This is a genomic window from Kitasatospora cinereorecta (genome assembly GCF_024172095.1).
GTDB classification, from domain to species: Bacteria; Actinomycetota; Actinomycetes; order Streptomycetales; family Streptomycetaceae; genus Kitasatospora; species Kitasatospora cinereorecta.
The window spans coordinates 1,253,736-1,273,939 of the sequence record NZ_JAMZDX010000001.1 but is presented as its reverse complement, the minus strand read 5'-3'; the positions used below and the strand labels follow the sequence as shown (position 1 = coordinate 1,273,939).

The 20,204-nt window shown below is 74.0% G+C and carries 16 protein-coding genes and 1 pseudogene; 11 read left to right on the top strand and 6 right to left on the bottom strand.

Going from position 1 to position 20,204, the window contains the following annotated elements; genetic code table 11:
- Positions 1–29: 29 nt before the first annotated feature.
- Both FHR36_RS05620 and zapE read right to left on the bottom strand, forming a co-directional pair.
- Complete coding sequence (locus FHR36_RS05620; protein WP_253794249.1) at positions 30–2,231, bottom strand: glycoside hydrolase family protein; 2,202 nt, start codon at positions 2,229–2,231, stop codon at positions 30–32.
- Between the two features lie 120 nt (positions 2,232–2,351).
- A complete protein-coding gene (gene zapE / locus FHR36_RS05615) occupies positions 2,352–3,398 on the bottom strand; it encodes a cell division protein ZapE (RefSeq protein ID WP_253794247.1) in 1,047 nt (348 codons plus the stop codon).
- Positions 3,399–3,481: 83 nt separating this feature from the next.
- Between zapE and FHR36_RS05610 the strand changes: the two genes are divergently transcribed.
- The 5 genes from FHR36_RS05610 to FHR36_RS39830 all read left to right on the top strand — a co-directional run bounded on the left by FHR36_RS05610 (position 3,482) and on the right by FHR36_RS39830 (position 9,113).
- Entirely contained in the window at positions 3,482–4,264 is a 783-nt protein-coding gene (locus tag FHR36_RS05610) for a pyrimidine reductase family protein (RefSeq protein ID WP_253794245.1), read from the top strand.
- A gap of 117 nt (positions 4,265–4,381) precedes the next feature.
- Positions 4,382–4,843, top strand: a complete 462-nt coding sequence (locus tag FHR36_RS05605; protein ID WP_253794243.1) for a protein kinase family protein — start codon at positions 4,382–4,384, stop codon at positions 4,841–4,843.
- A 292-nt stretch (positions 4,844–5,135) separates the two neighbouring features.
- Positions 5,136–6,521: a UDP-N-acetylmuramate--L-alanine ligase gene (gene murC, locus FHR36_RS05600; protein WP_301329924.1), complete on the top strand. Its 1,386-nt coding sequence runs from the start codon at positions 5,136–5,138 to the stop codon at positions 6,519–6,521.
- 12 nt (positions 6,522–6,533) lie between these two features.
- A complete protein-coding gene (msrB, locus tag FHR36_RS05595) occupies positions 6,534–6,938 on the top strand; it encodes a peptide-methionine (R)-S-oxide reductase MsrB (protein ID WP_253794241.1) in 405 nt (134 codons plus the stop codon).
- A gap of 72 nt (positions 6,939–7,010) precedes the next feature.
- Complete coding sequence (locus FHR36_RS39830) at positions 7,011–9,113, top strand: restriction endonuclease (protein ID WP_308199174.1); 2,103 nt, start codon at positions 7,011–7,013, stop codon at positions 9,111–9,113.
- 142 nt (positions 9,114–9,255) lie between these two features.
- On the opposite strand, the gene FHR36_RS05585 is transcribed toward FHR36_RS39830, so the two are convergent.
- Complete coding sequence (locus FHR36_RS05585) at positions 9,256–10,158, bottom strand: GNAT family N-acetyltransferase (RefSeq protein WP_253794238.1); 903 nt, start codon at positions 10,156–10,158, stop codon at positions 9,256–9,258.
- A 179-nt stretch (positions 10,159–10,337) separates the two neighbouring features.
- Here FHR36_RS05585 and FHR36_RS05580 point away from each other — a divergent pair.
- From FHR36_RS05580 to FHR36_RS05570, 3 genes and pseudogenes are all read left to right on the top strand, one after another.
- Positions 10,338–11,592 (top strand): annotated as a pseudogene (locus FHR36_RS05580) (DUF692 domain-containing protein).
- Between the two features lie 105 nt (positions 11,593–11,697).
- The gene (locus FHR36_RS05575) at positions 11,698–12,786 is read left to right on the top strand and encodes a TIGR04222 domain-containing membrane protein (RefSeq protein WP_253794236.1); all 1,089 of its coding nucleotides are present in this window, start codon (positions 11,698–11,700) and stop codon (positions 12,784–12,786) included.
- Between the two features lie 79 nt (positions 12,787–12,865).
- Positions 12,866–13,639: a TIGR04222 domain-containing membrane protein gene (locus FHR36_RS05570; RefSeq protein ID WP_253794233.1), complete on the top strand. Its 774-nt coding sequence runs from the start codon at positions 12,866–12,868 to the stop codon at positions 13,637–13,639.
- An 87-nt stretch (positions 13,640–13,726) separates the two neighbouring features.
- On the opposite strand, the gene hemQ is transcribed toward FHR36_RS05570, so the two are convergent.
- Positions 13,727–14,437 carry a hydrogen peroxide-dependent heme synthase gene (gene hemQ / locus FHR36_RS05565; RefSeq protein WP_253794232.1) on the bottom strand — a complete coding sequence of 237 codons (711 nt, stop codon included), beginning with the start codon at positions 14,435–14,437 and terminating at the stop codon, positions 13,727–13,729.
- Positions 14,438–14,463: 26 nt separating this feature from the next.
- Entirely contained in the window at positions 14,464–15,843 is a 1,380-nt protein-coding gene (gene hemG / locus FHR36_RS05560) for a protoporphyrinogen oxidase (protein WP_253794231.1), read from the bottom strand.
- Between the two features lie 283 nt (positions 15,844–16,126).
- Between hemG and FHR36_RS05555 the strand changes: the two genes are divergently transcribed.
- On the top strand, positions 16,127–17,083 hold the full coding sequence (locus FHR36_RS05555; RefSeq protein ID WP_253794230.1) for a DUF4349 domain-containing protein: 957 nt from the start codon (positions 16,127–16,129) through the stop codon (positions 17,081–17,083).
- A gap of 45 nt (positions 17,084–17,128) precedes the next feature.
- Here the strand turns inward: FHR36_RS05555 and hemE are convergent, their stop codons facing one another.
- Positions 17,129–18,148 (bottom strand): uroporphyrinogen decarboxylase, encoded by a 1,020-nt coding sequence (gene hemE, locus FHR36_RS05550; protein WP_253794767.1) that lies wholly within the window; start codon positions 18,146–18,148, stop codon positions 17,129–17,131.
- Between the two features lie 246 nt (positions 18,149–18,394).
- Between hemE and FHR36_RS05545 the strand changes: the two genes are divergently transcribed.
- Positions 18,395–19,042 (top strand): DUF3000 domain-containing protein, encoded by a 648-nt coding sequence (locus FHR36_RS05545; protein WP_253794229.1) that lies wholly within the window; start codon positions 18,395–18,397, stop codon positions 19,040–19,042.
- 327 nt (positions 19,043–19,369) lie between these two features.
- Positions 19,370–20,089, top strand: coding sequence for a LuxR C-terminal-related transcriptional regulator (locus tag FHR36_RS05540; protein WP_253794228.1), 720 nt, complete (start codon positions 19,370–19,372; stop codon positions 20,087–20,089).
- Positions 20,090–20,204 lie beyond the last annotated feature (115 nt).

Genomic DNA, 20,204 nt, shown 5'->3' with positions numbered 1-20,204 from the left:
TCACTGACAAGCAAGGAGCGATCAAGCGATCAGCTGCACGCGAAGGGCGCGACCTCGGGCACCCAGACCTGTCCGTCCCCGGCCTTGCGGGTCGAGGGGGTGTAGTGCAGGGGCTCGAAGTGCAGCCCGGAGCCGGCCGGGGCGGCGCTGCCGGTCCACAGGTTGATCTTCTGCCAGGGCTGCCCGTCGATCACCGAGACGGTGTCGGGCTTGCCGCCGCAGCTGCCGGCGCTGATCTGCCGGCGGCCGTGGGCCGGCGAGTCGGCGGCCTGCTCCCAGACGCCCTTGTTCTCCGGCGCGGTCCACGGGCCGAGCACGCTGGGCGCGGTGGCGTAGCCGGTGCCGGTGCCCGTGCAGAAGCCGCAGTTCACGTCGGCGTAGGTCATCACCCAGGTGCCGGTGGCCGGGTCCTTGTAGGCGCCGGTGGACTCGACGTTGGAGAGCTTGGCCAGGTTGGTGGCGCCGGTGCCGGAGCCGTCGGCGCCCCAGTAGGTGAGCTGCTCCAGGGCGATCGAGGTGGTGCCGGGCATCGGGCAGATCAGCGCGATGGTGCCGTTCTCGGGGGTGGTGGTCAGGCCCGCGTCCCCGTTGGCGCCGTCGCACTGGTGCAGGGCGGGGCGGTGGGTGGTGCCGTACGGGGCCCCGGCCGAGGCGCCGCAGGGGCCGGCCGGACCGTTGCAGCCCATGGTCATGTAGGCATGCGAGGCGCCCAGGTTCGACTTGTAGGCGGGTGCGTTGAACCAGAGGATGAAGACCCCGTCGTTCGCGCCCCAGCCGCTGCGCTGGATCATGCGGGGCGAGAAGCACCCGGAGCCGTAGCCGGCGCAGACCGCCTGGTAGGTGTTGCCGGGGTTGTACGGGTCGGCCGCGTCGCGCGAGAACAGCAGCGTCGGGGACGACCAGGGGCCGTTCATGCTCGGCGCGGTCGAGACGCCGAAGCCGCACCAGGTGGTCGGCGTCTTCCCCCACTGGAAGCCGCAGTCGTCCATCGTGCCGTACAGGTAGTAGGTCGAGCCGAACTTCTGGATCTGCCCGTCGTGCAGGTCCACCCCGGCGACGGTCACCGGCGCCGGCCCCGCGGCGGCGGGGGTGTCGGTGCAGGTGAACGGCGCGAGGCCGGTCTGCCAGAGCTTGCCGTCACCGACGGTGTCGCCGACCGGCCGGAAGCTGAGCGGCTCGAAGCGCAGGCCGGCCTTCTCCTCGTTCATGTCGCCGGTCCACAGGTCGATCTTCTCCCAGGGCTGTCCGTCGATGACCGAGACGGTGTCGACCTGGCCGCCGCAGGAGTTGGCCGAGAACACCCGGCGGGCGTTGAGGGAGGCGCCGGCGCCGCGGTTGGTCGGGGCGGTCCACGGGCCGAGCATGCTCGGCGCGGTGGCGTAGCCGGCACCGGTGCCCGCGCAGTAGCCGCAGTTCTTGTCGGTGTAGGTCATCACCCAGGTGCCGGTGGCCCGGTCCCGGTAGGCGCCCATGGCCTCGGCGTGGGTCAGGTCGGCGACCTTGGTCGTGCCGGTGCCGGTGCCGTTGGTGCCCCACTTGTCCAGCTGCTCGATGCCGACCGAGGTGGTGCCGGGCATCGGGCAGATCAGGGCGATGGCGCCGTTCTCGGAGTCGGCGGTCAGGCCCGGGTCGCCGTTGGCGCCGTCGCACTGGTGCAGGGCGGGACGGTGGGTGGAGCCGTACGGGGCGCCGGCCGAGGCGCCGCACGGGCCGGCCGGACCGTTGCAGCCCATGGTCATGTAGGCGTGCGAGGCGCCCAGGCCCATGTAGGAGGGCGCGTTGAACCAGAGCACGAAGACCCCGTCGTTGGCGCCCCAGCCACTGCGCTGCACCATCCGCGGCGAGAAGCACCCGGAGCCGTAGCCGCCGCAGACCGCCTGGTAGGTCTTGCCCGGGTTGTACGGGTCGGCGGCGTTCGGCGAGAACAGCGGCACCGGCGTCGACCACGGTCCGCTCATGCTCGGCGCGGTCGAGACGCCGAACCCGCACCACGGGGTGGGGCTCTGCAGCCAGTGGTAGCCGCAGGCGTACATCGTGCCGTACAGGTAGTAGGTCGAGCCGTACTTCTGGATCTGCCCGTCGTGCAGGTCGATCCCGGTGACGGTCACCCCGGTCGTCGGCGGCGCGGCGGGGGTGTCGGCGTGCGCGGTGGTCTGCACGGCGCCGAACAGGGCGGATATCAGGAACAGGACCGCCAGGAGGACTCCTGGTCGGCGGACGGCGCGGGGCATGTGAGCGGCTCCACAGGAAGACGGGTGTGTCCGAACGAATGGACGGCCCGTCATCCTAGGGAGCCGAGATCACGAGTTGATCACTCGTCAGCCTGTCATGCCGTCAGGCCCGACGGGGGGTCACTTCGCCGAGTCGCGCGCCAGCGCCACCAGCCGGGAGACCGCCCGCAGGTACTTCTTGCGGTAGCCGCCGCGCAGCATTTCCTCGGTGAAGACCTGGTCGAACGGCACGCCCGAGGCGGTGATCGGCAGCTCCCGGTCGTACATCCGGTCGGCCAGCACCACCAGGCGCAGCGCGGTCGACTGGTCGTCGACCTGGTGGACGCCGCGCAGGAAAACCGCCTGGATGTCGTCGAGCAGCGCGCCGTACCGGCTGGGGTGGACGTTCGTGAGGTGCTCCAGCAGGGCGTCGAAGTCGTCCAGCGCGGCGCCCGGGGTGCGGCTCGCCCGCTCGGTGACCTCGGCGTCGGTGTACGGCGGCGGGGCTGCGGGCAGGCCGCGGTGACGGTAGTCCTGGCCGTCGATCCGCACCGGGCGGAAGTGCGCGGACAGGCCCTGGATCTCACGCAGGAAGTCGGCGGCGGCGAACCGGCCCTCGCCGAGCTTCTCCGGCAGGGTGTTGGAGGTGGCGCAGAGCTTGACGCCGTTCTCCACCAGGCGGCTGAGCAGGGTGGACACCAGCACGGTGTCGCCCGGGTCGTCCAGTTCGAACTCGTCGATGCACAGCAGGCGGTGCGAGGAGAGGGTCTCGACCGCGCCCCGGAAGGTGAGCGCGCCGACCAGGTTGGTCAGCTCGACGAAGGTGCCGAAGGCCTTGGGGCCGGGGGTGGCGTGCCAGAGCGAGGCGAGCAGGTGGGTCTTGCCGACGCCGTAGCCGCCGTCCAGGTAGATGCCGGCCGGACCGGCCGGGGCCGGGGCGGAGCGGCGGAACCAGCCGCGCTTGGGGGCGGCGGCGGAGCCGTTCAGCGAGGCGGCGAACTGCTCCAGGATCTGCACGGCCTCGTACTGGCTCGGCTGCGAGCCGTCCGGGAGGTAGCTGCCGAAGCTGACGCCGGCGAAGCGCGGGGGCGGGACCATCTCCGCGACCAGCCGGTCGGCGGTCACCGCGGGGCGGCGGGCGGTCAGGGCTATCGCGGTGGCGGCGTCGGGGGAAGAGGCAGCAGGCACGCATAGAGGGTACGCCGCCCGGCGGGGGGCCCGGCACGTCGTGAGACCAGGAGCACATCCTCGGGGCGTGGAAGACTCGACGCATGCAGCTGCTGATCAACCCCCTCGACGAGCCGGTGGACGACCTGTGGTCGCTGGAGTCGCTGGCCCGGGTGTACGCCTACCCGGAGCGGGTGCGCCGCGGTCGGGCCTGGCTGCGCGCCAACATGGTCTCCGGGCTGGACGGCGCGGCCCGGCTGGCGGGCCTGTCGGAGGGCCTGTCCGGGGAGGCGGACAAGCGGATCTTCGGGGTGCTGCGGGCGCTGGCGGACGTGGTGCTGGTGGGCGCGGAGACGGTGCGCGCCGAGGGGTACCGGCCGGCCCGGGCGCGGGCGGAGTTCGCCGAGGCCCGGCGAGCGGCGGGTCAGGCGCCCGCCCCGGCGATCGCGATCGTCAGCCGCAGCCTGCGGCTGGACCTGTCGGCGCCGCTGTTCACCGAGGCGCTGGTGCCGACGGTGGTGGTCACCACCGAGGACGCCCCGGCCGAGGCGCTGGCCCACGTCTCCCGGGCGGCGCAGGTGATCACGGCCGGCGAGGGCTCGGTGGACCTGGCGCGGGCCGTCGCGGCGCTCACCGAGCGTGGTTGGACCCGGCAGCTGACCGAGGGCGGTCCGCGGGTCCTCGGGCAGGTCGCGGCGGCCGGAGTGCTGGACGAGCTCTGCCTCACCACGGCGCCGCTGGTCACCGGTGGTGACGCGCCGCGCATTGTCGAAGGTCCGCAAATGCCGGACGCGCAGCACATGCGGCTGGTCTCATTGATCGAGCAGAAAGGTTTCCTCTTCTCCCGCTACCTGCGCCCGGACGACCCGGCGCCCGTCCCCGAGTGACCCGGCCGCCGCGTGGCCCGTGTGGCGCGTGCGCAGCGTGAGGAAAGCTTCCTCCGGGCACTATGAATACGGGAAGGGACACCGGACCCGGGGGCCTGCACCAGCGAAGGGACTCACGTGTTCAAGACCGTACTGCTGATCGAGAAGGCGCTCTCCGACGCCGACGTGGAGCTGGTCACCACCCTCCACGGCGAGGAGGAGGTGGCCTTCGTCGTCCTGATGCAACCACGCGGGAAGCAGGACGAACTGCTGCGCTCACTCGACGACGTGGCCCTCGGCCACCTGGACCGGGCGGTGCACGAGCGCGACGACCACGGCGACCAGGCGACCGTGGCGAGCGAATCCCTCCAGCACAGCCTGCGGCACCTGCGGCAGGGCGGCGCGCAGGCGGACGGCGAGGTGGTCTCGGGCAGCCCGCTGGACCACCTCAAGGAGGTCGTCGAGCGCACCGGGGCCGACGAGGTGCTGGTGCTGACCTCCCCGCACTTCGTGGAGGAGTTCTTCCACCGGGACTGGGCCTCGCGCGCCCGGCACAAGGTGGGCGTCCCGGTGCTGAAGCTCTTCGCCAGCGAGTCCTAGGGTCCGTCTTCACACCCCCGCCTGCCTGGCGGCGCCCGGGCACGCACCTCGCCGCGTTGTCGTCGGTCGCCGATGCTCCGCATGGACTCCCTCCTCCGCCTTGCGATGCACGCACCCAGACACCGCCGGGCCCGCCCTCCGGGCGGACGACGGGGGTGTGAAGACGGACCCTGGCCACACCGTCCGAGCCGTCCGGGTAGGGCAGAATCGTCCTTGCGGTCATCCGCGAGGACGATCGGCACTCTGGCCCCCAGCATGTACGGAGCATCCGGTGAACGACGCCGCCCACGACCTGCACGCCCCGCATTTCATCGGTATCGGCGGCGCCGGCATGTCCGGTCTGGCGAAGATCCTGGCGGTGCGCGGCGCCAAGGTGTCGGGCAGTGACGCCAAGGAGTCCGAGACCGTGCTCGCGCTGCGCGCGCTGGGCGCCGAGGTGCACGTCGGCCACGCGGCGGAGAACCTGCCCGCCGGCACCAGCAGCGTGGTGGTCTCCAGCGCCATCCGGGCCGACAACCCCGAGCTGGTCGCCGCCCACGAGCGCGGCATCCCGGTGGTGCACCGCTCGGACGCGCTGGCCGCGCTGATGGGCCGCCGCCGGGCGCTGGCGGTGGCCGGCACCCACGGCAAGACCACCACCACCTCGATGCTGGCGGTCAGCCTCGGCGAGCTCGGCCTGGAGCCCTCGTACGCGATCGGCGGCGACCTGGACGTGCCGGGCTCCAACGCCCACCACGGCGCCGGCGAGATCTTCGTCGCCGAGGCGGACGAGAGCGACCGCAGCTTCCACAAGTACGCGCCCGAGGTGGCGATCGTGCTCAACGTGGAGCTCGACCACCACGCCAACTACGCGTCGATGGAAGAGATCTACGAGTCCTTCGAGACCTTCGTCGGCCGGATCGTGCCGGGCGGCACCCTGGTGGTCTCGGCCGACCACGAGGGCGCCCGCGAGCTGACCCGCCGGGTGGGCGGCCGGGCGGACCTGAACGTGGTGACGGTCGGCGCCGCCGAGGACGCCGACGTACGGGTGGTCTCGGTCGTCCCGCGCGGCATGACCAGCGAGGTCACCGTCGAGCTCGGCGGCGCCCGGCTGGCCTTCACCGTCTCGGTGCCCGGCCGCCACTACGCGCACAACGCGGTCGCCGCGCTGGCCGCCGGCGTGGCGCTGGGCGTCCCGGCCGAGGACCTGGCCAAGGCGCTCGGCGCCTACACCGGCGTACGGCGCCGGCTGCAGCTCAAGGGCGAGGCCGCGGGCGTCCAGGTGATCGACTCCTACGCCCACCACCCGACCGAGATGGCCGCCGACCTGGAGGCGATCCGCGAGGCGGTCGGCGAGGGCCGGGTACTGGTGGTATTCCAGCCGCACCTGTTCAGCCGGACCCAGCAGCTGGCCGAGGAGATGGGCCGGGCGCTGGCGCTGGCCGACGCCTCGGTGGTGCTCGACATCTACCCCGCCCGCGAGGACCCGATCCCCGGCGTGACCAGCGAGCTGATCATCGACGCCGCCCACCGGGCCGGCGCCGACGTCCGGGCCGAGCACTCCTTCGCCGCGGCCCCCGCCGTACTGGCCGGCCTGTCCCGGCCGGGCGACCTGCTGCTCACCATGGGTGCCGGCGACGTCACCAACCTGGGACCGGAAATTCTGGCCGCGCTCGCCGGTGTTGCACCCACTGCCTGAGGGGAGTCAGCCGTGACCTACGAGATCCAGAAGACCGACGCCGAGTGGCGGGCCGAACTGTCGCCGGAGGAGTACCACGTCCTGCGGGAGGCGGGCACCGAGCGCCCGTTCGTGGGCGAGTACACCGACACCAGGACCGTCGGCGTCTACAGCTGCCGGGCCTGCGGCGCGGAGCTGTTCAGCAGCGAGACCAAGTTCGACAGCCACTGCGGCTGGCCCTCGTACTATGCGCCGCTGGCCGAGGGCCGGGTCGAGTACATCGAGGACACCTCGCTCGGCATGCGGCGGGTCGAGGTGCGTTGCGCGCGCTGCGGCGGCCACCTCGGACACGTGTTCGAGGGTGAGGGGTACTCCACCCCGACCGACCAGCGCTACTGCATCAATTCGATCTCGCTGACGCTCAAGCCCGCCGAGTAGCAGCACCGCGCCCCGGCCGCCTCCCGATCCATGCCAGACTGATCGTCAGATCGGTAGGGGAGGGAGTAGCCGGTGGCGCGGCGGCAGGGTTCGGGTGTGCTGGGGATGCTGGCCGAGGCGCAGCGACAGCAGCATCGCCGGGAGGAGGCGCAGCGCCGGGCGGCCGCCGAGCAGCAGCGGCGCTACGAGCGGGCCCAGCGCGAGGCGCAGCGGGCCGCCGTCCGGGGCGAGAAGGAGGCGCTGCGCGCCTACCAGCAGAGCCGGGAGGCCGACGCCGCCGCCCGGACCGCCGAACTGGACGCGCGGGTCGCCGAACTCCGCGGGGTACTGGCCGCCGGCCTGGCCGGCCCGGCCTTCCGGCTCACCGAGGCCTCGGCCCGCACCGACGTGCCGCCGTTCGACCCCGGTCCGCTCGGCACCCCGGTCCCGATGCCGGACCAGGGCTGGTACCAGGTCCCGCCGCTGTCCGGCCCGCAGGCGTACGACCCGCTCGCCCGCCGTCACTGGGACGAACAGGCGGCCCAGGCGCGGGCCCGCTTCGAGCACGACTGGTACGCCGCGCAGGCCGCCGAGCAGGAGCGGCAGCGCCGCCTCGCCGACTACCGCGCCCAGTACGAGGCGTGGGCGGCCGAGCGCCGCCGGCTCGTCGGCGAGCAGTCCGGGCAGACCGACCGGCTGGCCGCCGAGCTGCGCTCCGGGGCGGTGGACGCGGTGGTCGAGCTGTTCGAGACGGCGCTCGGCTGGCGCGACGACTGGCCCGAGGGCTTCCCGGTCGACGTCGAGGCCGCCTGGGACGCCGGGGCACGGCAGCTGGTGGTCGAGTGGGAGCTGCCCCCGTACGAGGTGGTGCCCGCGGTCGGCCGCTACCGCTACGTGAAGGCGGACGACAGCGAGGCCGAGGTGGCCCGGCCCGCCACCGAACGCAAGACGGTCTACCGCGACGTGCTGGCACAGTGCGCGCTGCGGGTGCTGGACGCGGTGTTCCGGGCGGACGAGTCCGAACTGCTCGCCTCGGTGGTGCTGAACGGCCACGTGGCCGCGGTGGACCCGGCGACCGGCCAGGAGCAGCGGCGCTGCCTGCTGTCGGTCGCGGTGGAGCGGGCGGCCTTCGACTCGCTCGCCCTGGACCGGGTGGCGGCCGTCGACTGCCTGGTCGACGGCCTCGGCGGACGGCTGTCCGCCCGGCCGGAGAAGGCCGAGCCGGTGCGCACCGCGCGGGCCGCCCGGGCGGTGGCCGTCGCCCCGCCGGCCGGCGAGGACGAGCCCGACCTGTTCACCATGGACCCGATCGACTTCGAGAAGCTGATCGCCGAGCTGTTCCGCCGCCGCGGGCTGGACACCGCCACCACCGCCCGCAGCGGCGACGAGGGCGTGGACGTCCTCGCCGAGGACCCGGACCCGATCACCGGCGGGCGGATCGTCATCCAGGCCAAGCGCTACCGGCACACCGTGCCGCCGACCGCCGTCCGCGACCTGGACGCGACCATGGTCCGCCAGGGCGCCAACCGCGGCATCCTGGTCACCACCTCGGGCTTCGGGCCCGGCTCCCGGCGCTGGGTGGAGGGCAAGCCGCTGACCCTGGTGGACGGTCCGATGCTGGTCTCCCTGCTGCACGAGCACGGCCTGCGCGGACGGCTCGGCGCCGCCCCCGCCGCGGCGGCCGACGCCGGGCGACCCGCGCCCGAGACCCTCGCCCCCGGGCAGAACACCCCGCTGGCCGCCGAGGAGGTGGTCATCGCCTTCCGCTCCTCCGGCGCGGCGGCCGACCTGACCCTGCTGCTGCTCGGCGAGGCCGGGGTGGTGCGCGGGGACCGCGACTTCGTCTTCTACCACCAGCCGAGCGCCGAGCGGGACGCGGTGGTGCTGCGCCCGGCCGACGGCAGCGCGACCGTACGGCTGGCCGCGCTGCCCGAGGACGTCCGGCGGGTCGCGGTGTCGGTCAACATGGACACCGACACCGGGCTGGCCTGCGACGCCCTCGGCGAGGCCGAACTGGAGCTGCGGGCCGGCCCCGGTGCCTGGCTGTTCCGGCCCCCGGCCGACCCGGCGATCTCCGCGATGCTGGTCGCCGAGCTCTACCGCCACGCCGGCGGCTGGAAGCTCCGCGCCGTCGGCCAGGGCTGGGCCGACGGCCTGGCCGGCCTCGCCCGCGCCCACGGCGTCGACGTGTCCTGACCCGCCCTGTGGTGTCCCGACTCAGAGCTCCCGGGAGTGCTTCACCTCGCTTGCGCAACGCCGGTAGCCCAGCCCCCAACCACCTCCCCCACCCCGCGACGCGCGCACCCGGCCGCCGACGACCGGAGTGCCGGACCCGCCCTCAGAGCTCCCGGCTGTGCTTCACCTCGCTCGCGCAACGCCGGTAGCCCAGCCACGTGTTGATCGCCAGCATCGGCGCGTTGGTGGCGTCGTTGTTGGTGTACGCGGTGGTCAGTCCGGCCGCGCGGGCGCGGTGGAGCGAGTCGGTCTTGGCCAGCTTGGCGAGGCCGCGGCCGCGGTGGGCGGCCCGGGTCGCGGTGAACGAGGACCAGTACCGGGCGGCGCCGTCGGTCTGCACCGCGCTGAACGCCACCGGCTCGCCGCCGCTCACCACCACGGTGGTCAGCACGTGGTCGAGGTCCGGCCGCTGCCAGATCTCGGCCAGCCACTCCTCGTACCCCTGGTCGTTCATCTCCAGGTCGCCGGGCTCGGAGCGGGCCGCGTCGATGTCGACCAGGTAGACCGGGTAGGGGTCGTCCAGGAAGTCGGCGGCGGTGCGCAGTTCGACCCCGGCGGGGACGGGCGGGACGGGCGGCAGGTCGGCGGTGAGGTCCCGGCTCGCGAAGTGCGCCCGGCGGCCGGCCCGGTAGCCGTGGGCGGCGGCGAACGCCAGCGCCGACGGCTCGTCGTCGACCCAGCCGCCCACGTGGGTGGCGCCGCGCCCGGCCAGCTCCCGCTCGGCCGCCCGCAGCAGGGCGGCGCCGGCGCCCCGGCGGCGCTCCGCGGGGAGCACGCTCACCGAGAGGAAGGCCTGGCCGGGGGTGGCGGAGTCGGTCACCATGCCGAAGCGGGCGGTACCGACGATCAGGCGGTCGCGTTCGGCCACCAGGACGTCGAAGCCGGGCAGGCCGGCCTGCCAGGCTGTCACTTCGGGGGTGGTCACCAGGTGCGGGTGGCCCGCGACGCGCGCGGCGGCGGCACCCTCGGCATCGGCGGCGCGGAATTCACGAATCGTCACAGTCATAGGCATGTCACGTTAACCACGGCTGTGCTGAACCGCCCCTGAATTTCCACCCGTGGGCGGAAAGCTCAAGTTCAGCTCTGAGAACGGCCCCCGCCGCTTGGCAATCCGCCGCCGTGGATACACCCTCGGCAACAGGGGGGAACGGAGCCGGGCACGGCTCACCGGAAAGGGGGATTCCGATGGCTGTTCACCCGACTCCGCACCTCGGTGTCGGTCTCGGCTGGCGGGCCGAGATCGACACCGTGGTGGAGCGGCTGCCGGGCCTCGACTGGGTCGAGGTGGTGGCGGAGAACGTGTGCGCCGGGCACCTGCCGGAGTCGCTGCGGCTGCTGCGGGCCCGCGGGGTCACCGTGGTCCCGCACGGGGTCTCGCTCGGCCTCGGCGGCGCCGAGCAGCCGGACCCGGCCCGACTGGCCAGGCTCGCCCAGACCGCCGAGGCGCTGGGGGCGCCGCTGGTCACCGAGCACCTGGCGTTCGTTCGGGCCGCCGGCCTGGAGGCCGGCCACCTGCTGCCGGTGCCGCGCACCCGCGAGGCCCTGGCGGTGGTCGCGGCCAACGTCCGGATCGCCCAGCGGGAGCTGCCCGTACCGCTGGCCCTGGAGAACATCGCCGCCCACCTGTCCTGGCCCGGCGAGGAACTGACCGAGGGACAGTTCCTGGCCGAACTGGTCGAACGCACCGGGGTACGGCTGCTGATCGACGTCGCCAACCTGCACACCAACCGGGTCAACCTGGGCCTGGACGTGGCCGCCGAACTCGACCGGCTGCCGCTGGAGGCCATCGCCTACGTCCACGTCGCCGGCGGCATCGAGCGGGACGGCGTCTGGCACGACACCCACGCCCACCCGGTCGGTGAGCCCGTCCTGGAGGTGCTGGCCGAGCTCTGCCGGCGCGGGGTGCCGCCCGGCGTCCTGCTGGAGCGCGACGACCGCTTTCCGCCGCCGGCCGAGCTGGCCGGCGAACTCGACGCGATCCGACGCGTCATCGAGGGGGTACCCCACCATGTCTGAGCACTTCGAGTACCTCGTCCGCGACCAGGAGGAGGCCGAACTCCTGCTGGCCCGCACCTCGCTCGCCCGGCGCCAGACCGAACTGCTGACCGCCCTGGTGGCCGGCGGCCCGGTGCCGGTCGGCTTCGACCCGCGGCAGGTGCGCATCCAGTCCGCCGGCCTGGCCGCCAAGCGCCGCGAGACGGTCGCCCACCTGGCGCCCGAACTGCCGGCGATCCTCGGCACCGACTACGACCCGCTGTTCCTGCGGTACGCCGCCGAGCGGCCGCAGACCGGCGGTTACCGGGCCGATGCCCGCGCGTTCGCCGAGTGGGCGCTCACCGCCGGGCCGTCGGCGCGGTGGCGCCGGGAGCTGCGGGAGTGGCTGCGCCCGGCCGGCAGCCGCTGGGGCCGGCTGCGCACCGCCGCCGGTCGCCGGCACTGACGGCGTCCGCTCCACGCACGGCGCCCGCACCCCGGGCAGCGTCCGCACCACGGGCGGCGCCGGCGACTTCCTGATTCGCACCGAACGACAACGGGGGCAAGGACGATGTGGCACGAGGAGTTCGCCGTCGCCTGTGCGGTGGCGCTGGTGGCGGTGGTCGCGGTGGCGGTGACGGGCCGCCGGGTCCGCCGGGTGACCGAGCCGATGGGGCTGCCCGGGCGCGGGATCCCGCTGCTCGACGCCGCCTTCCTGGCCGGCGGTCCCGGCCGGGTGGTGGACGTGGTCCTGGTCAGGATGGAGCGCGAGGGCCGCGCCGTGGTCTCCCGCGGCCGCCACGTCACCGTCACCGACCCCGTCCCGCGGGACGGGGTGGAGGCCGCGCTGATCGCCGCCGCCGGGCGCGGCCGCGACCTGCACGCGCTGCGCCGCGACGTGATGCGCAGTGGAGAGGTCCAGCGGATCGGCGACCGCCTCGCCGCGCGCGGCCTGATGCGCCGCCCCGACCGGCTGCGCACCGCCCGCTGGGCCCGCCGACTGCTCTGGCTCGCCCTGCTGGTCGCCGTGGTGCTCGGGGTCTCCACCAGCATCGACTGGGCGGCGCTGCCGGACTTCGACCGGGACGCCACCACTCCCCCGATCTTCGCCTTCGGCGCGCTCGGGATCTTCCTGGTGGTCTTCCTGGTGGCGACCAAGCCGCCCCGCAACCGGATCACCCCGGCCGGGATCCGCCAACTGCGGCTGGTCCGGGACGGCTCGCCCTGGCGGCCGCACGACAGCGACACCACCGACGCGATGATGTTCGGCGCGGTCGCCCTGGCCGGCATCGCCGCGGTCGAGGACCCCGACCTGCGCGAGGCCCTGCGGCCGCAACCCGTCTCCTCGGGCTCCGCCGGCAGCGCGGACAGCTCGGGCGGCTACGACGGCTCCGGCGACAGCTCGGGCGGTTCCGACAGTTCGGGCAGCGACTACTCGACGTGGTGCGGGAGCGGAAGCGGCGACAGCGGCGGCGGGAGCAGCTGCGGATCCTCCTCCGGCTGCGGGTCGTCCTCGTCGAGCTGCGGATCGTCCGGGTCGAGCTGCGGCTCCTCCTCCAGCTGCGGGTCGTCCTCGTCCAGCTGTGGCAGCAGCAGCAGTTGCGGCTCCTCGTCGAGCTGCGGCAGCAGCTGCGGAGGCGGTTCCAGCTGCGGGTCCTGACCCGGGCGGACGGTCACATTTCGGTATCGCGCTCCGGACTACCGTTCCCCGGGGCGCGATGCGGGTCTAGAAAAAACCCATGTGGGTGCTCCTCCTGATCCCGGCCTGTGCCGCCGCCGTGCTCTCCTGTCTGCGGCTGGTCCGGGTGGCGGCCACCGCCGACTCGCTCGCCGGACTCACCGCGGCACGGCCCGAGGAGGCGGTCGGGGTGGGGCTCTTCGAGACCGCGTACCTCGCCGGTGGCCCCTCCCGGGTGGTCGACCTGGCCCTGGTCCGGATGGCCGGCCGCGGCCGGCTGCACCTGGCCCACACCGGCTGGACCACCGTGGTCGACCCGCAGGGCCGCAGCCGGCTCGAACGGGCCCTGATCGGCGAGATCGGCCCCGACGGCCAGTGCCGCACCGCCGATCTCAGGGCAGCGCTGGCCGCCCACCAGACCGTCCGCGACATCGGTGAGCGCCTCACCATGGCCGGCCTGGCGACCCCCCTCGCGGTCCGCGAGAACGCGCTGCTGGCAATCAAGCAGGTGCGGTACGCCATGCTGCTGGCGGTGGGACTGCTGGCCGTCGCCCTGGTGCTGACCACCCCCGGCACCGGCGAGGCGGCCACCGCGGCCGCCTGGTTCGCGCTGCCGCTCGTCCTCACCGGCGGCACGCTGCTGATGGCCCGCGTCGACGTCCACGCCTACACCGCCTGGGCCGCCCCCGCCGGCCAGGCCGTCCTGCGAGCCGCCTGCCTCCCCTGGCAGTTCGGCCCGGTCGACGACGCGGAACGCGAACTGCTCACCGCCGTCGCCATGGTCGGACCGGACGCCGTCCCCGACGCAAGGTTGCGCGCCGCACTCAGGGGCTGACAGGCAGGGGCGCGAGGAACTGCGCGACCAGCCGACAGCTCAGGTAGAGCGGTGGTCGGTCGCGCAGTTCCCCGCGCCCCTGACAAATCACGCCAAGCCGTTGAGGAGCTCCGACACCGGCTTGCGGCGACCCGTGAAGAACGGGACCTCCTCGCGCACGTGCAGCCGCGCCCGCGACGGCCGCAGGTCCCGCATCAGGTCCACGATCCGGTGCAGCTCGTCCGCCTCGAAGGCGAGCAGCCACTCGTAGTCGCCGAGGGCGAACGACGCCACGGTGTTGGCGCGCACGTCCGGGTAGCCGCGGGCCATCATGCCGTGCTCGGCGAGCATCGCGCGGCGCTCCTCGTCGGGCAGCAGGTACCACTCGTAGGAACGCACGAAGGGGTAGACGCAGACGTAGTCGCGCGGCCGCTCGTCGGCGAGGAACGCCGGGATGTGCGACTTGTTGAACTCGGCGGGGCGGTGCAGCGCCATGTTCGACCAGACCGGCTCCAGCAGGCGGCCGACGGCGGTGCGGCGGAAGCGGTTGTACGCCTCCTGGAGGTCGTCGGAGTCCTCGGCGTGCCACCAGATCATGACGTCGGCGTCGGCGCGCAGGCCGGAGACGTCGTAGGTGCCGCGGACGGTGACGTCCTTGGCGGCGAGCTGCTCGAACAGCGCCTCGACCTCGGTGGCGAGGGCGGCGCGGTCCTCCGGCAGCTCGCCCTTAAGCTTGAACACCGACCACATGGTGTAGCGGATGACCTGGTTGAGGTCACGGGCCTTCTTCTTCACGGGCTGCTCAGTGCTTTCGGTCATGTGCCCATTGTCCCTTCCTGAACGGGTCAGCCCATCGTGGGGGTCGACAAATCGTTGACGGCGCGACGCGCGCTCGCGACCACCGCCGGGATGCCCACGCCGTCGTACGCGGCGCCACAGACCGCAAGCCCGCCGATGCCCGCGACAAGCGTGCGGATCCGTGCCACCCGGTCGAGATGGCCCACCGGGTACTGCGGCAGTCCGCCGAGCCAGCGGGTGACGGTCGAGTCGTACGGCTTCGCCCGCAGGCCCACCGCCTCGCCCAGGTCGGCGAGCGAGCGGGCCACCAGCTCCTCGTCGGGCAGGCCGAGCGCCGCCTCCTCGCGGTGCCGGCCGAGCGAGGTGCGCAGCAGGAAGGCGTCGGGGGCGGAGCGGTCCAGCCAGCCCCACTTGTTGGAGGAGAAGGTGGACGCCTTGATCGCCCGGCCGTCCACCGGCGGGACCAGGAAGCCGCTGCCGACCAGCGGGCTGTCGGCCAGGTCGGCGCGGCGGAACGCCAGGGTGACCAGGGCCATGCCGGCGTACTCGATCCGCTCCAGCTCGGCGGCGGCCCCGGGGACGTCGGCGGCGAGCAGTCGGGCGGCGTGCGGCGCGGGGACGGCGAGCACCACGGCGTCGGCGTCCAGCACTTCGCCGCCGGAGGTGACCTGCCAGCCGTCCGCGGTGCGGCGCAGCCCGTCGACCGGGCGGTCGGTGCGCAGGTCGACGCCGGCCTTGCGGCAGTACGCCTCGGCCGCCTCCGGGAGGGTGCCGAGGCCGCCGCGCAGCCCCTGGAACACCGGGCCCGAGGCGGTCGCCCGGGCGGCCAGCGCGCGTACGCCTTCGACCAGCGAGGCGCCCGCCTGCGCGATCGGCACCAATTGGGGGACGGCGGCGCGCAGCGAGAGTTCGCCGGTCCGGCCGGCGTAGACGCCGCCGAGCAGCGGCTCGATCAGCCGGTCGACCACCTCGGATCCGAGCCGGCCGCCGACGTACTCGCCGAGCGGGACGTCCCCGTCCACCGGGCCGGTGTCCCGCTCGTGCCGGACCCGGGCCAGGCCCGCGTCCGAGAGCACGCCGGACGCCGCGAGCGCCTCGAGATCACCCGGGACGCCCATCACCTGTCCGCCGGGGATCGGCCGCAGCGCGCCGCGGGTCCAGATCGCCGCCTTGGCGGTGGTCGGCGGCTCCAGTTCCTCGCCGAGGCCGACGAGTCGGGCCAGCTCCACCGCCTCCGGGCGCCGGGCGAGCATCGACTCGGCGCCCAGGTCGACCCGGACGCCGCCGACCTCGCCGGCCAGCAGCTTCCCGCCGACCCGCCCGGACGCCTCCAGCAGCGTCACCCGGTCCGGTCCGGCGCTCAGGAACGCGGCGGCCGCCAGCCCCGCGATGCCGCCACCGACCACCACGACATGACGTTCTCCCATGCCGCCAGTCTCTCAGCCCTTACATCCGCTCCCGCGCACCGGCGGCCCGCCGCAGGGTGTCGACAGCGGGCCGCCGCCTCGGCGCTTGCTGACGGGTCGTCACCGACCGTGCCCCGCGGCCGACGCCGAGACCGGGGCGAGGCCGGGACGTGATCGACCCGGTACCGCCGCACCGGATCCGATCCGGGCGGGCCTCCGTCCAAGGGTCACAGGCGCGGGCACGCGGTCCGCGCCGGGGCGAGGGGGAGGACGAATGGGCGTGCGGGGTCGGAGACTTGTGCCGGTGGCGGTGGCCGCGGCGGTGCTGCTGGCGGGCGGGTGCAGTGCGTCGCACGGCTCGGGCGCGAGCTCGGACCGGGCCGCGCCGGCGGTGGCGCACGCGGGGGCGCCGGAGAAGGCGCCCGGTGCGGGCGGCGGGGCGGCACCGGCGGTGGCCGGTGACAAGGCGACGGCGCCGGGCCAGGGAAGCACGGCGGTGGCGGCGCCGCGGCTGATCGCGTACAAGGCGCAGCTGAGCGTCCGGGTCACCGCGGTGGAGGGCGCCCGGACCAGGGCGCTGGCGCTGGTGGACACGGCGGGCGGCTATGTGGCGGGCGAGGACCGGTCGGCCGGTCGGGACGGGGTGGCGGACGGGACGACGCTGACGCTGAAGGTCCCCTCGGCGGAGCACCGGAAGACCCTGGACGCGCTCGCCGCGCTGGGCACCACGCTGGCGCTGACCAGCTCGGCCGACGACGTGACCCAGCAGGTGGCGGACGTGGACAGCCGGCTGAAGTCGCAGCAGGCGAGCGTGGACCGGGTGCGGGCGCTGATGGCGGAGGCCAAGTCGCTGTCGGACGTGGTGTCGCTGGAGAGCGAGCTGAGCCGCCGGGAGGCGGACCTGGAGGCGCTGCAGCGCCAGCAGCAGGAGCTGGCCGGGCGCACCTCGCTGTCCACCATCACGCTGCAGCTGGTGGCCGAGCACACCGAGGCGGCGGTGGCACCCGCGCACGAGAAGGGGTTCTGGGCGTCGGTCGGGGGCGCGCTGGCGGCCGGCTGGCACGGCCTGGTGGCGACGGTGCGGGTGGTGTTGATGGTGCTCGCCGGGGCGGCGCCGTTCCTGCTGGTGCTGAGCCCGCTCGGCTGGATGCTGTGGCGGCTGCGCCGGCGCCGGTCCGCCGCGCCCAGGACGACGGCCACGGCACCCGACCCGTGGGCGAGCGGCGGCTCCGCCGGGGAGACGGCGCCGGACCGAACGTGACCGGGCGGTGGTGCGGGGAGGCCGGGCCTCCCCGCACCGGGGGGCTCAGCGGGCGCTGGCCTCGTGGACGAAGGCGACCAGCCGGGTCAGCGCGTCCGGGTCCATGGACGGCATGACGCCGTGGCCGAGGTTGAAGATGTGGCCGCTGTCGCCGATCGCCTGGGCGGCGTGCAGCACCTCGCGGGCCTTGGTCTCCACCACGCGGGTCGGGGCGAACAGCACCGCCGGGTCGAGGTTGCCCTGCAGGCCCTTGCCCGGGCCGACCCGCTCGGCGGCCAGGTGGAGCGGCACCCGCCAGTCGACGCCGACGATGTCCGCGCCGGCCTGGCCCATCAGGCCGAGCAGTTCGCCGGTGTTGACGCCGAAGTGGATCCGCGGCACGCCGTACGGGGCCACCGCGTCGAAGACCTTGGAGCTTGCGGGCAGCACCGAGCGGCGGTACTCGTCGGGGGCGAGCGCACCGGCCCAGGAGTCGAACAGCTGGATCGCGGAGGCGCCGGCCTCGATCTGGATCTTCAGGAAGGCCGAGGTGATCTGCGCCAGCCGGTCGACCAGGGCGGCCCACAGCTCGGGCTCGCCGTACATCATCGCCTTGGTGTTCTCGTACGTCCGCGAGGGCCCGCCCTCGATCAGGTAGCTGGCCAGCGTGAAGGGGGCGCCGGCGAAGCCGATCAGCGGGGTGGTGCCGAGCTCGTCGACCAGCAGGCCGACCGCCTCGGCGATGTACGGCATGTCGTCCGGCTCGAGCGGGCGCAGCCGCTGCAGGTCGTCGAACGAGCGGATCGGGTCGGCGATGACCGGGCCGACGCCGGGCTTGATGTCGACGTCGATGCCGACGGCCTTGAGCGGCACCACGATGTCGGAGAAGAAGATCGCGGCGTCGACGCCGTGCCGGCGCACCGGCTGGAGGGTGATCTCCTTGACCAGCTCGGGCCGCATGCAGGACTCGAGCATCGGGATGCCCTCGCGCACCTTGAGGTACTCGGGGAGCGAGCGGCCGGCCTGGCGCATGAACCACACCGGGGTGTACGGCACCGGCTCGAACCGGGCCGCGCGCAGGAACACGGAGTCGTGCGCGGCACCGCGGCGCGCGGTGACCTGGCTGGACTGCTGACCGGGCTGGGCTGCGGGGGTCGCCGCGGAAGTCTCACTCACGGGTCAAATCTTCGCACGCGCCTCCCCCGCCACCGGCTTTCCGCAGGTCGTGGGTTCCTCCAGAGCAGGCTGCGGACCTGCTTCCGGCCCGAATCCGGCACGCCACGCACCCGAAAGTGCTCGGCTTGCGGGCTCGCGCCACCTAGGCTTCCGGTCATGGCAGCGGTCGGCGGGCAATCCGCACAGGGTGGCGGGGCGGGCAAGGAGTCGGCGCCGATCGAGTTCCGCGACGCGGTCGAGGCGCTGACTTCGGCGCGGCTCCGTCCGGAGCTGGTGCTCTCGCCCACTCCGGCGCCGCGGCGCCTCGCCCCGTTCACCTTCGCGCTCTCCGCCTCGGTCGAGGTGGACGGCGAGGAGTTGGCCGACGGCACGCTGGTGCTGCTGCACGACCCGGCCGGCCCGGAGGCCTGGCACGGCGACTTCCGGGTGGTCACCATGACCCGGGCCGAGCTGGAGCCGGAGATCGCCGGCGACCCGATGCTCTCCGAGGTGGGCTGGGCCTGGCTGCTGGACGCGCTGCAGGCGCACGGCGCCGGGCACTCCGAGGCCGGCGGCACGGTGACCCGCTGCCACTCCCAGTACTTCGGCGCGCTCGCCGAGCGCGGTTCCTCCACCGAGATCGAACTGCGGGCGTCCTGGACGCCGTCGGACGGCCGGTTCGAGCGGCACCTGGCCGCCTGGGGCGACCTGCTGTGCGTCTGCGCCGGCCTGCCGCCGGTCTCGGCCGCGGTTCCGCTGCCGGAGGCGACGTCACTCGGCGGAGTGGTTCCGATGCCGGCGCGACGCCGTCCGCGCCCCCACTGAGGGACACCGGCGCGGCGCGGGCGCGAAGCCACCCGCAGGACTGACGGAGTGTGACTTGTGTCGCACTCCGTGTCAATTCATCGACTGATGCCGATCGTCGCGTGTCGATTTCCGATCGAAAACGTACGAATGCCGGGCATGTCGTACCGGTCACCTGCGCGATTTGTCCGTATTGTTACTCACTAGATCGTGATCACTCGCTAAAGGCGGGCACGGTTGATGCCGAAGGTGTCAGTGACCCTTTCCAAACGCGGAACACTCCGAGCGCCCCCAGGCCAGAGGCGGCGACGAGGAGCTGCCGTCCGCCACTCCCCACAGGAGGCGCTGGTGTCGGTCCTTCTCGAGCACCCCGCAAACGTGGTCGCCTACCGTCCGACCAAGCCCACCGCGATGGTGGTCATCGCTGATCCCCGGGTCCGGAACACCGTCACCCGCCACCTGTGGGCGCTGGGCGTCCGCGACGTCATCGAGGTCTCCTCGATCGCCGAGGCCCGTCCCCGGGTCGCCACCCCGCGCGACATCTGCATCGCGGACGTCCACCTCCCGGACGGCTCCGGGCTGACGATCCTCGCCGAGACCCGGGCCGCGGGCTGGCCCAACGGCCTGGCGCTGTCCGCCGCCGACGACATCGGCGCGGTCCGCTCGGCGCTGGCCGGCGGCGTCAAGGGCTACGTGGTCACCGGTACCCGCACCAACGTGGCGATGCCGGGCCGCCCCGGGATGCCGCTCGGCGCGGCCGGCCTGGCCGGGCGGATGCGGCGTCCGGGCATGCCGGGTGTCCCCGGCGGCCACGGCCAGCCCGGCGCCCCGGGCGCGGCGCCCGGTGCCCCCGGCGCGCAGCCCTCGGCGTACCGGGAGCTGTCCGGCCGTGAGGTCGAGGTCCTGCGGCTGGTGGCGGAGGGCCAGTCCAACAAGGCCATCGGCGTCGCGATGGGGCTCTCCGCCCTCACCGTGAAGAGCCATCTCGCCCGGATCGCCCGCAAGCTGGGCACCGGTGACCGGGCCGGCATGGTCGCCGTCGCGCTGCGAACCGGAATCATCCACTGACGGATCGGTGACTTCCCTGGTGGCGGCCCGGAGGAACGTTTCCTCCGGGCCGCCGTCGCCACGAACCGGGAACGCCCCGGCCAGAGGCGGTCCGGTCCACCACGAACGGTCCGTG